At 45.5% G+C, this 13386-nt stretch carries 23 protein-coding genes; 14 read left to right on the forward strand and 9 right to left on the reverse strand.

The window, feature by feature from the left end; translation table 11 throughout:
• Positions 1–2: 2 nt before the first annotated feature.
• The 6 genes from Q0688_RS13785 to Q0688_RS13810 all read right to left on the reverse strand — a co-directional run bounded on the left by Q0688_RS13785 (position 3) and on the right by Q0688_RS13810 (position 2969).
• On the reverse strand, positions 3–1307 hold the full coding sequence (locus Q0688_RS13785) for a replicative DNA helicase (protein ID WP_299077705.1): 1305 nt from the start codon (positions 1305–1307) through the stop codon (positions 3–5).
• Positions 1294–1959 (reverse strand): hypothetical protein, encoded by a 666-nt coding sequence (locus tag Q0688_RS13790; protein ID WP_299077708.1) that lies wholly within the window; start codon positions 1957–1959, stop codon positions 1294–1296. The genes Q0688_RS13785 and Q0688_RS13790 overlap by 14 nt, the downstream gene beginning before the upstream one ends.
• Positions 1960–1967: 8 nt before the next feature.
• Positions 1968–2123 carry a hypothetical protein gene (locus tag Q0688_RS13795; protein ID WP_299077711.1) on the reverse strand — a complete coding sequence of 52 codons (156 nt, stop codon included), beginning with the start codon at positions 2121–2123 and terminating at the stop codon, positions 1968–1970.
• Positions 2120–2335, reverse strand: a complete 216-nt coding sequence (locus Q0688_RS13800; protein WP_299077714.1) for a helix-turn-helix domain-containing protein — start codon at positions 2333–2335, stop codon at positions 2120–2122. Before Q0688_RS13800 ends, Q0688_RS13795 begins: the two co-directional genes overlap by 4 nt.
• 10 nt (positions 2336–2345) lie before the next feature.
• On the reverse strand, positions 2346–2513 hold the full coding sequence (locus Q0688_RS13805) for a hypothetical protein (RefSeq protein ID WP_299077717.1): 168 nt from the start codon (positions 2511–2513) through the stop codon (positions 2346–2348).
• A 231-nt stretch (positions 2514–2744) separates the two neighbouring features.
• Positions 2745–2969, reverse strand: a complete 225-nt coding sequence (locus Q0688_RS13810; protein ID WP_299077720.1) for a helix-turn-helix domain-containing protein — start codon at positions 2967–2969, stop codon at positions 2745–2747.
• Between the two features lie 192 nt (positions 2970–3161).
• Between Q0688_RS13810 and Q0688_RS13815 the strand changes: the two genes are divergently transcribed.
• From Q0688_RS13815 to Q0688_RS13880, 14 genes are all read left to right on the forward strand, one after another.
• The gene (locus tag Q0688_RS13815) at positions 3162–3443 is read left to right on the forward strand and encodes a hypothetical protein (protein WP_299077723.1); all 282 of its coding nucleotides are present in this window, start codon (positions 3162–3164) and stop codon (positions 3441–3443) included.
• Entirely contained in the window at positions 3443–4195 is a 753-nt protein-coding gene (locus Q0688_RS13820; RefSeq protein WP_299077726.1) for a hypothetical protein, read from the forward strand. Before Q0688_RS13815 ends, Q0688_RS13820 begins: the two co-directional genes overlap by 1 nt.
• Positions 4196–4205: 10 nt before the next feature.
• The gene (locus Q0688_RS13825; protein ID WP_299077729.1) at positions 4206–4421 is read left to right on the forward strand and encodes a hypothetical protein; all 216 of its coding nucleotides are present in this window, start codon (positions 4206–4208) and stop codon (positions 4419–4421) included.
• Positions 4418–4576: a hypothetical protein gene (locus Q0688_RS13830; RefSeq protein ID WP_299077731.1), complete on the forward strand. Its 159-nt coding sequence runs from the start codon at positions 4418–4420 to the stop codon at positions 4574–4576. Before Q0688_RS13825 ends, Q0688_RS13830 begins: the two co-directional genes overlap by 4 nt.
• Complete coding sequence (locus Q0688_RS13835; protein ID WP_299077733.1) at positions 4545–4727, forward strand: hypothetical protein; 183 nt, start codon at positions 4545–4547, stop codon at positions 4725–4727. The genes Q0688_RS13830 and Q0688_RS13835 overlap by 32 nt, the downstream gene beginning before the upstream one ends.
• A 7-nt stretch (positions 4728–4734) precedes the next feature.
• Entirely contained in the window at positions 4735–5367 is a 633-nt protein-coding gene (locus tag Q0688_RS13840; protein WP_299077735.1) for a phage replication initiation protein, NGO0469 family, read from the forward strand.
• A 35-nt stretch (positions 5368–5402) separates the two neighbouring features.
• Positions 5403–6083: a hypothetical protein gene (locus tag Q0688_RS13845; protein ID WP_299077737.1), complete on the forward strand. Its 681-nt coding sequence runs from the start codon at positions 5403–5405 to the stop codon at positions 6081–6083.
• A gap of 54 nt (positions 6084–6137) precedes the next feature.
• Positions 6138–6269 (forward strand): hypothetical protein, encoded by a 132-nt coding sequence (locus tag Q0688_RS13850; protein WP_299077740.1) that lies wholly within the window; start codon positions 6138–6140, stop codon positions 6267–6269.
• A gap of 128 nt (positions 6270–6397) precedes the next feature.
• A complete protein-coding gene (locus Q0688_RS13855; RefSeq protein WP_299077743.1) occupies positions 6398–6937 on the forward strand; it encodes a hypothetical protein in 540 nt (179 codons plus the stop codon).
• 56 nt (positions 6938–6993) lie between these two features.
• Positions 6994–7359, forward strand: a complete 366-nt coding sequence (locus Q0688_RS13860) for a hypothetical protein (protein WP_299077746.1) — start codon at positions 6994–6996, stop codon at positions 7357–7359.
• Positions 7352–7615, forward strand: coding sequence for a hypothetical protein (locus Q0688_RS13865; RefSeq protein WP_299077749.1), 264 nt, complete (start codon positions 7352–7354; stop codon positions 7613–7615). Before Q0688_RS13860 ends, Q0688_RS13865 begins: the two co-directional genes overlap by 8 nt.
• 83 nt (positions 7616–7698) lie before the next feature.
• Positions 7699–7977, forward strand: coding sequence for a hypothetical protein (locus Q0688_RS13870; RefSeq protein ID WP_299077751.1), 279 nt, complete (start codon positions 7699–7701; stop codon positions 7975–7977).
• Between the two features lie 68 nt (positions 7978–8045).
• Entirely contained in the window at positions 8046–8243 is a 198-nt protein-coding gene (locus Q0688_RS13875) for a hypothetical protein (protein WP_299077754.1), read from the forward strand.
• A gap of 131 nt (positions 8244–8374) precedes the next feature.
• On the forward strand, positions 8375–8593 hold the full coding sequence (locus tag Q0688_RS13880; RefSeq protein WP_299077758.1) for a hypothetical protein: 219 nt from the start codon (positions 8375–8377) through the stop codon (positions 8591–8593).
• A gap of 45 nt (positions 8594–8638) precedes the next feature.
• Here the strand turns inward: Q0688_RS13880 and Q0688_RS13885 are convergent, their stop codons facing one another.
• From Q0688_RS13885 to Q0688_RS13895, 3 genes are all read right to left on the reverse strand, one after another.
• Positions 8639–10084 (reverse strand): hypothetical protein, encoded by a 1446-nt coding sequence (locus Q0688_RS13885; protein ID WP_299077760.1) that lies wholly within the window; start codon positions 10082–10084, stop codon positions 8639–8641.
• 165 nt (positions 10085–10249) lie between these two features.
• Positions 10250–12520, reverse strand: coding sequence for a hypothetical protein (locus tag Q0688_RS13890; RefSeq protein ID WP_299077762.1), 2271 nt, complete (start codon positions 12518–12520; stop codon positions 10250–10252).
• Positions 12517–13386 (reverse strand): hypothetical protein (locus tag Q0688_RS13895; RefSeq protein WP_299077765.1); only part of this gene is annotated, 870 nt, incomplete at its 5' end. The genes Q0688_RS13895 and Q0688_RS13890, both read right to left, overlap by 4 nt.

The raw sequence follows: 13386 nt of genomic DNA on the forward strand, positions 1-13386 counted from the left end.
TTTTATCCTGCGTACTTGTAAACTTCTCGAAGGGGTGGCGTGTAGTCATGGCTTAAATCTTCAAAGCGCTGCAAATCTAATCGCGATTGAATGCGGTCAGTGCCAGTTAATCCTGCGCGTTGTTTTCGTGTGATCAATTCAGCAATACCCCGCTCCTCTGAATCTTCGTTATAGATTTCATCGCGGTAGATAAAAATAACAGTGTCGGAATCTTGCTCAAGTGATCCTGAATCACGAAGGTCTGATAACCTAGGCCGCTTGTCGGGTCGATCTTCACAACTTCGGTTTAGTTGCGATAAGCATAAAATCGGAATATCAAGCTCTTTGGATAATTCTTTGAGGCTTCGGGATATTTCGCCCACCTCTTCGTTTTTGGATCGCCCCTCCAATCGAATCAATTGCAAGTAATCAATCACAATCAGCTCAATTCCGTTTTTCCTGTGAGACGCCCTAGCAAGGCTTCTAAGCTGGTTTAACGTCACCCCTGCCTTGTCGTAGATGTAAAGCGGCTTATCCTTGAGCGATTGAACACCGCCCGATAACGCTGTCCATTGCTCGTTTTTCAACTTGCCGCTACGAATGGCTCCGTAATCCACTGAGCTGCGACTAGAAAACACTCGCTCCATCAGCTCAGAGCGAGCCATTTCCAGCGAGAACACCAAGGCCGGTTTATTCAAACTACAAGCAACGTGGGTCGCGATGTTTAACGCCAGTGCTGTCTTGCCCATAGCTGGCCTCGCTGCAAGCAACGTCAGTTGTGATCCACAAAGGCCGTTTGTTCGCTTGTCTAGCGCCGTTAGGCCGGTCGTTAATCCTGCAAGCCCATCAGAATTAAAGCGGTTATCTAGCTCGGTTAGCGCCTCGGCAATCGCTGGATTGATCTGCTCAACCGTTGGAGTTTGCTGGTCGGAGTGAATTAACAGCGATTCGGCTTTGGCGTATTTTTCATCAACGCCTGAATCACTACGCGCAATCTGGGCAATCTCGTTGGCAATGCCCAATAACTTTCGCTCTTTAGCCGCATCACTGACTTTGCGCGAGTAATGCGATAGCGAAGATAGCGCGGCGGGTGTGACCGCAATCTCCCCCATAACGTAAATCTCGGTGTTCGGATCGATTGTCATGGCTCGTTCGATCACGGGAACCGATTCAACAGGCAAACCATCAGCAAACAAATCAACCATTGCCTGCCAGATGCTTCGGTGGCTTGGGTCACTGAAATCCCGAAACGTTAAACCGCTCTGGTCAATCGTGTCTGGGTAGGCTAGTGCGATCGCTAAGACCGCTCGTTCGTTATCGATCAACATTGACGAAAAGCTCCAAATTTTTATCGAATCTGTTTTTTTTTGTCGCGTACTCAAGATCAGCTTTCCAGCCTCTGTCGTTTTGACCAAGGTTGAAAGGGTTTTTGGCTAGGTGATCAAAATACCAATTCCAGAATTTCATATCTTCGTGAGCTTCGCTTTCCTTGATGCGATTGATCAAGGTTTTTTCTCGCGATGACCCTTTGAATCTTGAGAGAATAACTTGCGGGTTGTTGGGTAGGTGGTTTTTCCAAGCGCTTAGGATTTCTTTGATCAAATCCCCATAGTCTTTTGTATTATTAATATATGTATTACTACCTTCATCATTTTCTAAATACCCCTGTTTAGTTTTCTCACTACCCCTATTTAATTTATTAACTACCCTAATTGCTCGTTTAGTGATCTGTTTACCCTGTCGAAAAAGGGTAATTTCGATCAATTTTTTAGACTCTAATTGCTTAATAATTTGAGTACATCGACCCTTTGAAATATCAAAAAATTCAGAAAAGTGAGCATTGCTAGCGAAGCAATTTTGATCATTATCTAAGCTGTCAATTTCCACTAAAAATAGTTTTTCCATGATGCTCAATTCTTTGTTTAACCAGATTTCTTTGGGTATCCAAACACCCTTAAAATCCCTTTTTGACTCGCCCACCAATTGACCTAAACCGCCACTATTTCGTTGATTAGTGGATTGTTCATTTCACGCTCAAGATCAGCCAAGGCTAAAACGGCATAAACCTTGTACCGATCTAAGTGATAAATTCGCCCTGTCTTACTGTATTGCTGGCGATGAAATAACATGCAAACGCGATTCATGCTGCCCTCCTCTTCGCCTTACCCAACGAATAAAGCCCACTAGATCGACCGCTAGCGCCTTTTATCATTCGGGTGTGGATGTTATTGCCCTGCTCTCTTAACTCGCAGATACGAGCAGCTAAGCGCCATATGTTGTACTCAGCAATGGCTTCTGCTTGAGTAATGGTTCCATAGCGTTTTAGATGGGCTAATACTTGGTCGGTTTGTTTCATTGGGAATGCCTCACAAATATTTCTGAGATATTCGGTTTAAAATCTCGTTTTGTTTTTTTGATGCCTCGTAGCCTTGCGGCTTTTCCGCCATGTCGTTAATAAAATCTAACTCCCAATCAGATAAAGGTTGGGGGTCTTCGATAGCATCAGTGATTATTTTCTTTTGAAAGTTATTCATTGCTTAGCCCCTCGCTTGCTTAGCTAATTGGATTTGTTGAAGCTCTTTGATTAATTAGCGATGGCTGGAATATAACCAACAACCTCTCTGTTATGAGCAGAGCGCTCTACGCACATTTGATAGACTTGCTGGGATGATCAATCCTGTCATTCACCTATCGAACGCCAGCTTTGGCTTGCAATCCTCGGCTGCCATTGAGCTACATCGCAATAAAACTGTTACCCGTTAGGGTTAGGCTGATTTACGCTCAGGCTTCATCGATAACAACTGATCTGCGGTCACTTGGTTATTAACGAGAGCTGAGAGCTTTTCAGCGTAATTTGTTTCATCAGTAAACTCAGTTCTAGGCAAGCTCTGATTAGCTTCCCATTTGCGAACTGCCTGATAAGAAATGCCGCAGGCTTTGGCTGTCTGGCTCAGACCTGCTAGATCGATAACTTTGGATATGTAATTCATGTTGCGAACAGTAACCGATAGTTACTGCTGCGTCAATAACTCATAGTTATTTTTCTGCAAGTCATAATCCCCCAATTCTATTCACCCAACAACAACCAAAACAAATTAATTTAAAAATAATAACTATTGGTTATTGACATAACAGTAACCGATAGTTATTATGTGTACACACCCAATCAAAAAGGCATAGACATGGACACTTACAACGACAACCCAGCAAGAGTCGATCCACCTGAAAGCCCAATCGAACTAACTAAGCTTAGACGCAAGAATCAAGACCGTAACGATGCAGACCAAAACTGGCGCAATCAGGATGTATTAAGTGAATCCGTTGGTGATGGATTGGCTTACAAAATCTCAACTAACGATATTTTTCATCAGCAATTAGTTAAAGCAAAAGAAGCAGGCGATGTTGCGCTATTTGGCCAGCTTTGCTTTAAAGCAATTGACGAGCAAATTATGGAGTGGGTGTAATGCAGGCATATCACGGTAGCGAAGAAACCAAGCAATTCTTTATTGAGAGAATGCAAAGTCATATTGACGCTGACGAGCTTATAACTGGCGATGGCTGGCTAGGCTCGAAAGGCTGTTCTGTTGGCTGCTTATTTCACAAGTATGATCATTCTCTTGGGGCTGAGCTTATGGGCACTCCTGAATGGCTGCATAGGCTACAAGATACTATCCACGAAAGTTGCTCCGACGAATTTAGAAAAACATTCTCCATTCGATTTCTTGAATCGATACCCGTCGGCAAAAATGTTGATTCAGTTAAATCCCATCTTCTTGTCTTCATTCTTGAGCGCAATAAAGACCGAGTGAGTGCGTTAGATATTGATGTTGATTTAAAAAAACAAGTTATCGATGCGATAGACCTCTCAATAATTCTTTATACAAATGAGTGGAGTGAGTCGGCTGCTAGGTCGGCTAGGTCGGCTGCTGAGTCGGCTGAGTCGGCTGCTAGGTCGGCTGCTTGGGAGGCTGAGTCGGCTGCTGGGTCGGCTGCTAGGTCGGCTGCTAGGTCGGCTGAGTCGGCTGCTGAGTCGGCTGCTGGGTCGGCTGCTAGGTCGGCTGGGTCGGCTGCTAGGTCGGCTGGGTCGGCTGCTAGGTCGGCTGCGTCGGCTGCTGAGTCGGCTGCTGGGTCGGCTGCTAGGTCGGCTGAGTCGGCTGCTAGAGAGAATGAGATTGATCTTATCGGCAATAAGTTAATTGAATTGCTAGCGGAATAGGACTAATGAAATGGCTAATCAACGTCACGCAACACCTAATCGAAAGCACTACCGAAGAGGAATGGCAACATATAACCATAGTCGCTTTGATCGCTTGGCTAATGGTGCTTTTGCCGAATTTGTTGAGAGCGAGTTCTTTCGTTCAATTTTAAGAGTGTCGATAGGCGTTTTAATGACGGTATTTATCGGTCTAACGATTGGACTACAGGTAGGGGTTGCGATATGACCAGACTCTACACGCAGCGCGACATTAACCGGCTATTGACTAACACAGAAGAGACTGTGCGAAAAGATAAAGCGATGCTAAAGCGCATTGAAGAAATAAAACGAACTTATAGAGGGGCGGCAAATGATGATAGATACATCAAAAGACATCGTTAGCGCATCTGAGTTTCTTAATGGGCAGCGATGTTGTTTGAATAACGAACAATGTCCTATCAACGCATCAGAGGATTTCCAGCGAGGCTATGCTGTGGAATATGAACGAGCCGAAATAGCCACCCATCAATCAATGAACGCCAGTAGGCAATGAGGATATTATGAGTTTATTAGCAGTGGCACCCGAAGGGATGGAGTTTGAGCTAGCTCCGCAAGGCAATTTTAACAGTGTTTGTTATATGGTTTGTGATCTTGGCTATCACGAGCGAGAGTGGCAGGGAGTTAAAAATAACAAGCGCATGGTTAGATTGGCATTTGAATTATGCGGGACGAGCATGGAGGATGGCCGACCGTTTTCTGTTGCAAAAAACTATACCCTTTCATTGGCCGAGTCTGCAAACCTAAGACAAGACCTTCAATCATGGAGAGGGAGGGCGTTCACAGAGGATGAGTTAAAGGGATTTGACTTATTCAACGTGCTAGGAAAGCCGTGCATGGTCAATGTCGTTCATACGACAAGCAAGCAAGGCGATAAAACCTACGCCAATATAGCCAGTATCGCCGCCATGCCACAAGGCGCGTCACTGCCTGTAGCGTCAAATGAACTAGTTAAATTCTCGCTCGATGAATTTGACCAGCTAACGTATGAGTCGCTACCCGACTGGCTGCAAAAGAAGATTAATGTTCACGGGGTTAATCAGCCGGTCACAAGAGAATCTGAAAATCCCGCGCCCACTGGTGGATCGTTCGATGACGATATCCCCTTTGCTGCCCACGAACTCAATCTCTATTAATTATTAATCGCCAAGGATGGCATAAAGGATCAATTATGAATGTTTATCTTGATATAGAAACTGTACCGCAACAGCCAGAAGATGAAGCCAAAGCCATTATTGAGCAAGATGTTAAGCCGCCCAAAACAATGAGCAAGCCAGAAACTATCCAGGCGTGGATGAATGGCGATGGAAAGTATGCGGGAGAAAAGGAAAAGGTAATTGAAGAGTCTTATCGAAAGACCTCGCTTGATGGCGCTAAAGGTGAGGTTATCTCTATCGCTTTTGCTGTGAACGACCTTGTATTTTCTCGCTGCCGAGAACTTGGTGAGCCTGAATCTGACTTGCTGAATCTTTTTGCTGACGCAATTCAATCTCACACCAATAAGCGACCACCCTACTTTGTTGGTCATAACATCCAGTTTGATTTGAAATTCCTGTTTCATCGCTGCGTTATTCGAGAGATAAAAACAGGCTTTGCTCTCCCTTTTGGCGGCAGGCATGGAAATAACTTTTATTGCACTATGCAGGCGTGGGCTGGATTTAATGGCCGTATATCGCAAGATAATCTTTGTAAAGCACTAGGCATTGAAGGCAAACCATCGGATATAGATGGCTCAAAGGTATGGGATTTTGTTAAGGCTGGCGACGTTAAGAGAGTTAATGAGTATAACGTCGATGATGTGAGGAAGGTTAAGGCAATATACGACCGTATTAATTCTGTTAGAGCTGATTAATCTAGGTCTTTGCCCTCTTCGGAGGGCGTTTTTAAACTACAGGAAATGTAAATTATGAAACAACAATTAATTGAAACTTCAAAAGAGGCTGCCAATAAATTAACGTGTGCAGTTATTGAGCATCAGCAAGAAATAGAGCGCATAGGCAATACAGATGCAAATCAATCAGTAAACATAAGTAGTTAGATATGAGCGAAGTAAGTAAAGTTGTGCTCGATTACATTGAACATCTTAATCTGCAACGCTCAGAGCGAGAAGGTGTACAAGAAGAGTAAAGCGTTAAAACGATTTGAATTATTGAAGGGGTATAAGTGATGGGTAGAGAGATTCGCAGAGTCATACCAAATTGGGAGCACCCAAAAAGAGAGAATGGCAGCTACCAGCCGCTTTATGACCGCTCGGCAAGTGAAAGTTTTGCAGAGTGGATGGAAGAATTTAATACATTTAAAAGAGATGAATTAAAAGAAGTTTGTGATGAGCATGATTACGATATTAATGACCCTTACTCGGTTTTTTGCGAGTGGCACGGCTCGCCCCCAGACCACAATTACCATCGACAATACTGGAGCGAAAGCAGCGCTACTTGGTGGCAAGTCTATGAAACAGTTAGCGAGGGAACGCCAGTTTCGCCCCCTTTTGAAACTCAAGAGGAGTTAGTCAGCTACTTAATCGAAAATGGTGACTTTTGGGATCAAAGTAGAAGGCGCGAGGGTCGAGCAGCAATGATTGACTGCTCGCCTTGGTCAAGGCGTAAAGCTGAGAATTTTGTTTTTGGCTCCGGCTGGGCTCCTTCTGGCGTTATCAGTAGCGGAGTTTTTATGAGCGGGGTCGATGCCCTTTGCGACAGAGAATAGATTAATCTACGTTGCGCCACCGTTGCGCTGCGCGTTAATTAATTAGGAGGCAGAACATGAAAGAAGTTTATCGGCACGAGTTCAATCTAATACAAAAAATTTTTTCAAGGCTTACAACCATGTGGCGAATAAATAGAGACTCTATTGATTTTAAATGGGGTTACTTTGCGCCACGGTTCGGCTTTGCCTTACTCCTCAATCGTGGCGGTTATTTTGATTCAAATTACGCGCTAAAAATTTGCTTATTGTGGGGCTACTGGAGCATCAAGCTACCCATCAAGACAAAGCTAGAAGGGGGCTGGTGCGGACGGCCTACCTTAGAAGACGGAACGCCTATACCGTTAATTGAGGTGGGATTGATAGAAGATATTGACGAAGAATATAAAGACGCTCAGAAGATGAACGGAGGCTGCTGTGGTTGATAGATATGAATTTGACGTTGGGCATTGCCCCAACACGGGCCAGAGCCTTTTTGAAAAGGTAGACTCTGCTGGCGAATGGGTTAAATACAGTGACCATTTAAAGGCATTGGCAGACGTTAGAGCGGAGGCCATTGAAGAGTGTGCGAAAGTTGTTGAAACCCAAGATAGAGGTGCCAACTACGAATGGATTGATGGCAGCTTTTGGGGAATGATGACAGAGAAATTTGCCGCCATGATACGAAGACTGGGCGCATAACCGCTTTAAACAGCGCGTTAGGAATGAAGCGCAGCGGAATGACGATCCGCTGCTTTAATTTGTTAACTGTTTTGAGGTGACTAATGCGACAAACTGGACAAACCTTTAGAGCGGTACTTGGTGCGCTGAAACTAGCATCGGAGGGAAAGCGTGTTGTTTATGAGTGCCGAACACACGAAATGGCAAGATGGACTTTCGATAAAGCTGCCAGAATTACTGCGGATTTCATGGAGCCAGAGATACCCGAAAAATTGGTGCTAAAAATCGGCAACGGCACAGTTAGATTTGTGGCGCGGCTGAATGAAAGAGAGCTACACCAGATTGAGCATTCTGAAAAATACGAGCTGGTGACTGACAGTTAACCCCAAGCACAGCGGCCTAGTCCGCTGATGCGACTTGTTATGTGCGACCTTAATTAAGAAGGTGATTTATGAAACGCAAATGTGTAGACCAAGATTGCGGCAAGAAATTTGTTGTCAGCAAGGACTTAAGAAAAGAAATGAAACAGGCGGCAATTGTGGCTGGTGACGAGAACCTATGCCCAGACTGCTTTAGGGATGTAATGCAGATAGCTTATGACCAATCATATTTTGGCTCTATTCACGAATGGGGAGCATTAGACACATAACACTGAATTCAGCGGCCATCGGCCGCATATATTTGTCATTTTTTAGATAGAGCGATCTTGATTAACTGAGGAGATGAAAATGAGTAAAGACGCACTTTAAACCTTGGTAGCGCTTTATAACTGGAGATAACATGAGTTCTTTGCGATGCACAACACACCATCATGCTTGCGATTGTCGAGAGGAAAAATTCAAGGATGCTGAAAACGAGCTTAAAGCCGCTAAACAGGCATTAAGTGACATATTTGAGGTATGGGCTGGGTCGGAGGTCTGCGCGCCACTAACGGCATCTGAGGTGATACAGCAAGAGATAATTGAAAAGATGGCTGATATTGCCCGAGACAATAAATAGCTTTATACCAGGCAATTATTTGGACATTCCGAAGGGTTCGATTAGCTAACCCTGATAGATATTAAAATCCGTGTTATCCGTAGGCAGGCCGGTTAGATCAAAACCAAAGTGTGGTCCTAATGGCTCCTCTACCCCAAGCCAAACTGTTACGTCGCACGTCGTCCCCACCTGATGGCCTGTGTACACCTGCAAGCGCTCACCTGCGACAAAATCAACCTCTTCGGTGATATCTTCGCTAACACCTACTTGAAGAACACCAAACGGCGCGCCATCTTTATAAATCTGGCTCTGGCCGTTGTTTGTTCCTGACGTTCTATTGATAACATGCCTAACCTTGTATGTGCCTGAGCGTAAGCACATCACATTCACTTGCTCTGTTGTGCCTGGACCGGAGGAAGCACTATAGCAAGCAACGGCCTGATCACCGCCACGAACTAAGCCGGTTGCCTTGCCATCAACTTTTCTTGAGGACGCCCCAGTTGCTAGCGCTTGAATCTGACTTGATAGCACCTCTTCGAGTGAGCCGCTCGCAATATTCAGCGAAGCGTTAATTGTAAACTGACCAATTAGGCGGTAATGCGTAAAGGTTGATGCTGCGAGTAGTTTAGTCGCCGCTGTTGTTTCATCAAAACCCACATCCATCGATCCGTCCGTTTTACCGATGGCAAAAACATAGATCGTCATCGCGTCAACAAGCGTTACTGTAGAGGGTAGCCCTCCAGCGTCATCTCCTGCCGCCCAGTTAGCATCTAACTGTTTAGTAATCTCAGCCGTAAGGTTTAAATCAAGTGTGTCTGTGCTATCCCTACAGCGCCCTGACAGCACGTTTATATCGTGGTCAGTATCAGCATCAAGCGAGAGGATTAAGCCATCAATGTAGTCAGTTGGGAGCCGTTGAGGGTCGCGAAAAGCATCCTTGTTACTTGTAACCGATGTTATCGCCCCGCCATCAGTCACGACGGTATAAAGCAGTGATGAAACAGGCCGCCCCGTTGTCGTTTGCTGCACTACCGTATGTGATCGGTAGTCTAAATAGATATAACTTGTTTGGGTTGATGGGAGTGTTAATGCGCCCGAACTGATCTCCGTGATCGTGCCATCTTCATCGTCAACCCGACCAGATGAGTAAGCAAAGCTTAAGCCGCTGGAGCTTGCCTCGTCATAATCCAAGTTGGTTAAAGCCGCTCCAGTCGTTGATTGGCTAGCCAATAGATCGGTTTCAAATACATTAACATCGTCTTGTGTATCGATTAACGCACCGGCTGAAGTCTCTAGTCGGGTTGAATAAGAACCCTCAATAAAGATATCAGGAAAGACGCCAGCAGCATTAGCAACAACAGGGTTGGCATGGGCTGACGTTTTAGCTTTATCCTGCCATATTGTGCGTAAATTGGTCGTGTTGTTGTCGTAGAAATACCGCTGCGCAGATGGGTAGACATCACCATTACTGTCTATTGCTTGATCGACGCCGTTTGAGTATAAATTAGCCACTACATAACCTCTATATTTTGTGGTATTGTCTGAAAATGATTGCTCACTACATCGCTAAAGCTATTGGCGCCGCATTGATAGTTCTTGCCTTTTCCGTTTGGGGGATGCCTGTTCTTTACTTCGTCGCCGCGCTTACTTTCGCCTATTTGATCGGATTCCGTATTGTTAACGGCTACTGGGAGCAGCACCCTGCTGAGATTGAGAGGCAGAAGAAGCGGAAGCCGTAACACCCGCCGCCGGTAATGCTGGCGCAGCTTTAAAGTTGGTAAATGGTCGGATAGCATCCTTAGCCTGGCCTGTTGACTTAAAGCCCTTACTTTTTGACACCCCAGCCGCTGTAATAGCAAAAAGCGGCTCCCCTCCAAACGCTAGCGCTTGAGTTAACCGGTTAAATGTATCCTGAATGGTTTTTGAGGCTACTTGAGTGGTTCCCGACGGGTTTTCTCTGGATCGTACAAGATCAGGCTGCGTCTTCTTAACCTCATTTAAAAAGCGCCGCATAGTCGCTAACTCTTTATTTGAGAACAGTTCACGCATTAATGAACCCGCTTTATCTATGGCGTCATCGTATGCCTTAATGGATTGCTGGGCAGAAATTACCTCCTCTCCATTCACCTTGTTGCTTTTAACTAATCGCTTGAACGCTTCCTGCCTAATAGCTTGCCATCCCTCACTATCCTCACCTAATATTTGTTTATAGCGCCGCGCAATGACCGTACCGGCTGAATTATTAATATTCGCCGCGCCAAGTAATTGATTTACGACCTGCTCATCTGTCGGGTTATCAGCAACTATTCGCTCAATAAGGTCGCCTGCCTTATCGGGTATATTCCGACCGGATTTGGTTTTTTGTGGATTTGATCTAAAGACCTTAGCGTACTCGGCAAAGGTACTCCGCGCCTGCTTTAATGACTCAACCGCCGCTTTGTCGCCCGAATAAAGCCCCTGATCAATCGCCTTATCGATTCCATCATCAAAAGCGCGCTTCATTATCCTGACTTGCCGCTTATCACTAAGGTTATCCGCCGCACCAATAGCTGTGTTTAATCGTCTTCGCATTTGTTCAATGCGCTTCATATCGATAGGCTTTAACGTTATATTTTTGGATTTATTTATTGATTTTATTTTTTTCTCAAAGCCTTGGATTTGATCTAGTAGTTTGCTGGTTTCTGGCAATGTCTTATCGAACTCAACTGACCTTAGCGCGCCGCGAGTGGCTTTTAATATGTTAGAAACACCATCCGGGCTAATAGCAACATCGCCTACCTCTTCATAGGCCAAGCTAACGGCTTCTTCTGCCGCCTGCTCCGCCCCTTGTATTCCCTGTTTAACAACTTGGCCAGCCTGACCGCGGGTTAGTGGCTCTCCTCCCAATTGCTCAGCAACGCGCGACCTAGCTTGATTAACCTGCTGTCGCTGGGTCTCTTCAAATGCAAGCATAATGTTTTGAGCTTTTTCACCCAAAGCTCCACTTCGTAACCTGTCCTCTAGCGAGAGTTGAGCCGCACTACCAGACTGCTGGCCTTTACTACTTTGAATGCCAAACTCACCGCCTTGTTCTGTCGCATCTCTAGCGATACCAGACAAATCAAGAAGCGTCTTAGCGTCTAACTGCTTTGCCACGTCTGGAGAAATCCCAGCGTTAATAATGAACTCCTGAGCCTCCTCAATCACCTCTTTAGATACAGTGCCGCCGCTAATCTTTCCTTTTACGAAATTACCTAGCCCCCTAATGATAGGTAGCGCAACCTCCGAGGCTCCTCCAGCAAGCGTTGATACGCCGATATCCGTTGGATCAATATCTCCACCCTCTAAGGATTGTTGTGTTTCTATGGCTGTTTGGGTGGCTCCTGATGCTGCTCCGCCTGTTAAAACTGCCTTCCCGAGCGTTGCAGAACCAGCAGCTAATCTAGTTGAAGGAGCAAATAACGTTGCCGCTCCGCCTAGCTGTAACGCATCAATGGGAGAGAAGCCAGGCTTGTTTAATATCACCTCTCTACCTTCAAATTCTAAAATAACATTACCCGCCTCGTCTGACCTAACATTAAGGGGTTTGTCTGTATTTTTTTCCAATATCTTAACGAACTCTACCGGATTAACAGCAGTCAACAGTGCCACAGATGCCGACGCTGGGACTTCCTTGCCTAACAATTGATTTACACCCATCTCCCCACCTAACTCTGGCAGGTTTTCCGTTGCGTTAGTTTCTCTAGCATTGCCAGTAAAGAAATCAGCTGCCGAATCAATAAACCCCTCCGCCTTTTGTGGGAATTTCCCAGCAGCTCGATCAGATATTATTTGCTGGGTTAAGTCGCTAGCCAGCATCGGTCTATCGGCTTTCTCAACAGTAAACGATAAGTCGAGCCCTTGAGCGGCTATTGCCTTCTCTGCCTTTTTCTTATCCTTAGTGGCAAAAGATAGCTCTAACTCGCTCATTCCTGCATACCTCTCCACGCCGTTAATATTTGCTCATCAGTCACGCCCGGGTTGCGCTCTTGCGTTTTTAGCTTAAAGTCTCGATAGAACATCGGCAGGCCAGTTTCGGCATCCCTGACACTATCTGATAGCATTGGCGTGGATCGCTTGAAAGCCAGCCATTCTGAGTCGGCCTTTTTCAGCGACCCGTCACGCTCAAGAACACTTTGGTAAAATTCAGATTGCTCGATCATTCTTGCGTTAGTGGCGCGCAGCGACTGAACAAGGAATTTATTAGCTGCGTTTTGATTGGTGAGGCTGGCCAATGTGCTTTGCGCTCGTTTAGCGTCGCCCTCTGTTTGTGGGCCTTTCGCCTTATTGAGTTCAGAGTTGACAAGCCTGCTAGATACACCTTTAAACGCCTGTAATGCGTCCACATCGGTATTAAGTAATTCATCGCCAGCGCCAGGAGAGAAAGCATTAATAGCCGAAGCTAATGCGCCTTTGGCCTCTGTTCCAAACCCTGTGCTAATGTCAATATTCTCTAACTGTGCTAACTGCTCGTCTTGCGTAATGGCATTATCAGCCTGATCAAGAATAGACTCGAACCGGGAAACTCGAGATTTAGCTAATGCCTTTTTCTCTTCTGTTAACCCTTTCTCCTCCGCTTCATTATTGATACTAACGAGAGGTGATGACCTTGATTCTTTCTCAATCGCCGCATCAACTTGGGCTAGTCGAGAATCGTTAGGGTCGAGCGTCTCTTTGAAGGCGAATAATTTTTCAAGTTTGGTTGTTCCAGAAGGCGCTTTAATCGTGCCATTTGAACGAAGAAAGTTAACACCCTCTTCAAGCTCTTGTCGAAACTGCGCTAACCCGCCGGACTG

Origin of the sequence: uncultured Paraglaciecola sp. (assembly GCF_937123705.1) — a bacterium.
Lineage (GTDB): Bacteria > Pseudomonadota > Gammaproteobacteria > Enterobacterales > Alteromonadaceae > Paraglaciecola.

Bases quoted from the DNA above. Each gene is read 5' to 3' on its own strand.
- Q0688_RS13805 (WP_299077717.1), bottom strand. From the start codon at position 2,513: ATGAATAACTTTCAAAAGAAAATAATCACTGATGCTATCGAAGACCCC.
- Q0688_RS13875 (WP_299077754.1), top strand. From the start codon at position 8,046: ATGAAACGCAAATGTGTAGACCAAGATTGCGGCAAGAAATTTGTTGTC.
- Q0688_RS13860 (WP_299077746.1), top strand. From the start codon at position 6,994: ATGAAAGAAGTTTATCGGCACGAGTTCAATCTAATACAAAAAATTTTT.
- Q0688_RS13795 (WP_299077711.1), bottom strand. From the start codon at position 2,123: ATGAATCGCGTTTGCATGTTATTTCATCGCCAGCAATACAGTAAGACA.
- Q0688_RS13800 (WP_299077714.1), bottom strand. From the start codon at position 2,335: ATGAAACAAACCGACCAAGTATTAGCCCATCTAAAACGCTATGGAACC.
- Q0688_RS13855 (WP_299077743.1), top strand. From the start codon at position 6,398: ATGGGTAGAGAGATTCGCAGAGTCATACCAAATTGGGAGCACCCAAAA.
- Q0688_RS13810 (WP_299077720.1), bottom strand. From the start codon at position 2,969: ATGAATTACATATCCAAAGTTATCGATCTAGCAGGTCTGAGCCAGACA.
- Q0688_RS13835 (WP_299077733.1), top strand. From the start codon at position 4,545: ATGATGATAGATACATCAAAAGACATCGTTAGCGCATCTGAGTTTCTT.
- Q0688_RS13850 (WP_299077740.1), top strand. From the start codon at position 6,138: ATGAAACAACAATTAATTGAAACTTCAAAAGAGGCTGCCAATAAATTA.
- Q0688_RS13825 (WP_299077729.1), top strand. From the start codon at position 4,206: ATGGCTAATCAACGTCACGCAACACCTAATCGAAAGCACTACCGAAGA.
- Q0688_RS13830 (WP_299077731.1), top strand. From the start codon at position 4,418: ATGACCAGACTCTACACGCAGCGCGACATTAACCGGCTATTGACTAAC.
- Q0688_RS13845 (WP_299077737.1), top strand. From the start codon at position 5,403: ATGAATGTTTATCTTGATATAGAAACTGTACCGCAACAGCCAGAAGAT.
- Q0688_RS13870 (WP_299077751.1), top strand. From the start codon at position 7,699: ATGCGACAAACTGGACAAACCTTTAGAGCGGTACTTGGTGCGCTGAAA.
- Q0688_RS13820 (WP_299077726.1), top strand. From the start codon at position 3,443: ATGCAGGCATATCACGGTAGCGAAGAAACCAAGCAATTCTTTATTGAG.
- Q0688_RS13890 (WP_299077762.1), bottom strand. From the start codon at position 12,520: ATGAGCGAGTTAGAGCTATCTTTTGCCACTAAGGATAAGAAAAAGGCA.
- Q0688_RS13880 (WP_299077758.1), top strand. From the start codon at position 8,375: ATGAGTTCTTTGCGATGCACAACACACCATCATGCTTGCGATTGTCGA.
- Q0688_RS13815 (WP_299077723.1), top strand. From the start codon at position 3,162: ATGGACACTTACAACGACAACCCAGCAAGAGTCGATCCACCTGAAAGC.
- Q0688_RS13840 (WP_299077735.1), top strand. From the start codon at position 4,735: ATGAGTTTATTAGCAGTGGCACCCGAAGGGATGGAGTTTGAGCTAGCT.
- Q0688_RS13785 (WP_299077705.1), bottom strand. From the start codon at position 1,307: ATGTTGATCGATAACGAACGAGCGGTCTTAGCGATCGCACTAGCCTAC.